Source organism: Corallococcus aberystwythensis (assembly GCF_003612165.1).
GTDB lineage: Bacteria > Myxococcota > Myxococcia > Myxococcales > Myxococcaceae > Corallococcus > Corallococcus aberystwythensis.
The window spans coordinates 1-2,432 of sequence record NZ_RAWK01000496.1; the positions used below are offsets into that span (position 1 = coordinate 1).

General features: G+C 69.4%; 3 protein-coding genes. 1 reads left to right on the plus strand and 2 read right to left on the minus strand.

Features of this window, described 5'->3' with window-relative positions:
• Positions 1–111: 111 nt before the first annotated feature.
• Positions 112–522, minus strand: a complete 411-nt coding sequence (locus D7W81_RS40835) for an arsenate-mycothiol transferase ArsC (protein ID WP_120560702.1) — start codon at positions 520–522, stop codon at positions 112–114.
• A gap of 208 nt (positions 523–730) precedes the next feature.
• Between D7W81_RS40835 and D7W81_RS40840 the strand changes: the two genes are divergently transcribed.
• Entirely contained in the window at positions 731–1,654 is a 924-nt protein-coding gene (locus D7W81_RS40840; RefSeq protein WP_120560703.1) for a TerC/Alx family metal homeostasis membrane protein, read from the plus strand.
• Positions 1,655–1,657: 3 nt separating this feature from the next.
• On the opposite strand, the gene D7W81_RS42680 is transcribed toward D7W81_RS40840, so the two are convergent.
• The coding region (locus D7W81_RS42680; RefSeq protein WP_120560704.1) for a hypothetical protein at positions 1,658–2,432 on the minus strand (775 nt) is incomplete at its 5' end.

The window sequence follows — 2,432 nt, forward strand, 5'->3', positions numbered from 1 at the left end:
CGACGACAGGCCTCGCGGTTCCCATCCCCTCCCCTGCGTGTCCGTCCGTCCTCCATCAGGCCCGGAACACCCACGGTCACACGTCAGGAGGGTGCTGCCTTCCGCACCTGCCTACGGCGCGCGTTCCCAGCCGTGGCGGGTCACGAAGTCCGACACGATGGCGGCCGTCATGTCGCGAATCTTCTCCACCTCCGCCGCGGACTTGCCCACCGTGTCCTCGATCATGGGCCAGTCCTCGCGCTTCTGGTCCGCCACCACGGGCACGTCCGGCAGCCCGCCCAGCGTCACCATAATCTGCGCGCTCTTCACCAGCTCCGGCGTCAGCCGCTGCGGCTTCGCGTCTCCCAGGTCCACGCCCATTTCCTTCATGGTCGCGAGCACCTCGGGATGCAGACGCTCGGCCGGCTGTGTCCCCGCGGAAATGGCGCGAGCCTTCGCCGGGTCCGCCAGCAGGTTGAAGAAGGCCGCCGCGATCTGCGAGCGACCCGCGTTCTGCGTACAAGCGAAGATGACCGTGTTCATCGCACCGCCTTTGGAGTGTTGAGAATCATGAGGTTCCTGGGCTTCCTGGGAAGTATCACATCCTGAGCAGGGAAGAGGACAACGCTCGCCCTGCCGCAGCCCATCCCTTCGGTCCGGGGTGTCATGCCGACCGATATGGGTAGGATTTGACTCCGCGCGAGCCCCTTCCCCGAGCGTAAGCCGGGGCGATGCCTAGGTTGAAGGGGTCATGCAAAGCACCCCTTCCTGGGCCTGGGTCGTCTTCTGGGCGCTGCTCCTCGCACTGCTGGTGGTGGACCTGCTGGCACACCGGGGTGGACGGGGACAGTCGCGCCGCGCGGCGCTCCTGTGGAGCCTGGCGTGGGTGGGGCTGGGGCTGGGCTTCTGCGGCTTCGTGTGGGTGACGCTGGGCAGCCAGCGAGGCCACGAATACCTGGCGGCGTGGCTCATCGAGAAGAGCCTCAGTCTGGACAACGTCTTCGTCTTCCTCGTCATCTTCCGCAGCCTGAACGTGCCCCAGCGCTACCAGCACGAGGTGCTCTTCCTGGGCATCTTCGGCGCGCTGGTGTTCCGGGCCCTGTTCATCTTCGTGGGCGCGGCGGCGCTGGAGCGCTGGGGCTGGGTGTCGTACGTCTTCGGCGCCATCCTGCTGGTCACCGCGTGGCGCGTCTTCCGCGAGGACCCGGCGAAGCAGGAGGACAACCGCGTCGTGTCGTGGCTGTCCCGCAAGCTGCCGGTGACGGACCAGGTGGAGGGGCCGCGCTTCGTGGTGAAGCGCCAGGGGCGCAGGCTCGCCACGCCGCTGCTGCTGGCGCTCGTGGGGCTGGAGGTGACGGACATCCTGTTCGCGGTGGACTCGGTGCCGGCCGCGTTCTCCGTCACCACCGACACGTTCATCCTCTACAGCTCCAACGCCTTCGCCATCCTGGGGCTGCGCGCGCTCTACCTCGTCATCGCCGGGGCCGTGGGGCAGCTGAAGTACCTGCACTACGGCCTGGCGGGGGTGCTGGCGTTCGCGGGCGTGAAGATGGTCGTGGAGCAGTGGGTGCACATCCCGCCGCTCCTGTCGGTGGGCATCATCCTGGCGGTGATTGGCGGGGCGGTGGGCGCAAGCCTCATGCACCGCCGCTCCGCGAGCCAGGTGGAGGCCTGACGCTCAGGGCGTGGGCAGGCCCGCGGTGCCGGCCGCCAGGGGCTTCGACAGGAGCTCGTCGAACGTGGGGTTCGCCACCTTCGCGATGCGCGCCGCGTGCTTCTTCAGCAGGGCGGCGTTGGCGTCCTTCACGTCCTTGCCCGAGGACAGCTCCAGCTGGGTGATGTACTTGCGCAGCCCGGCGCGGCGCTGCTCCAGTTGCAGCCGCTCGGCCTCGGTGACCTTCGGGTCCTCCAGCTGGGGCGTCAGCGCGGCGAGCTGCTCCTCCAGCAGCGCGATGTTCGCCGGATCCGACGCCACGGATACCGCTGGCGTGCCTGCGTCCGGCACCGCCTGGGGGGGCGGGTACACCACGGCGGTGAGGCGGTGGAACTCCAGGGGCGACATGCGCTGCGCCTCCAGGTTCTGGAGCAGGACGGTCTGGGCCTTGCCCACCATGCGCATGGAGGCGCTGGAGGCCTGGAGCAGCGCGCGACGGCTTCCGCGGTCGAGCTCCTTGCCATGCGTCTTGACGTACTCGAGCGATTCCTTCTCCAGCACCTGGTAGGCGGGCAGGGTCGCCTCGCGCACCGCGAGGTAGGTCTCCAGCCGCGCCTCGTCCAGCTTCAGCACCTTGCCCGCGGCGGGCGGCTGGAAGGGGTAGCGGGTGTTGAGGTCCGCGGTCCGCTGGGCCCGGGCCTGGGTCTGCGCGAGCACTTCCATGCCGGCGCCGCCCGTCTGCCGGTCCACCCAGTAGCCCGTCGCGACCAGGCCTCCGCCCACCAGGAGCAGCCCGCCC

Coding starts and splice junctions, on each gene's coding strand:
- D7W81_RS40835 (WP_120560702.1), bottom strand. CDS start 522: ATGAACACGGTCATCTTCGCTTGTACGCAGAACGCGGGTCGCTCGCAG.
- D7W81_RS40840 (WP_120560703.1), top strand. CDS start 731: ATGCAAAGCACCCCTTCCTGGGCCTGGGTCGTCTTCTGGGCGCTGCTC.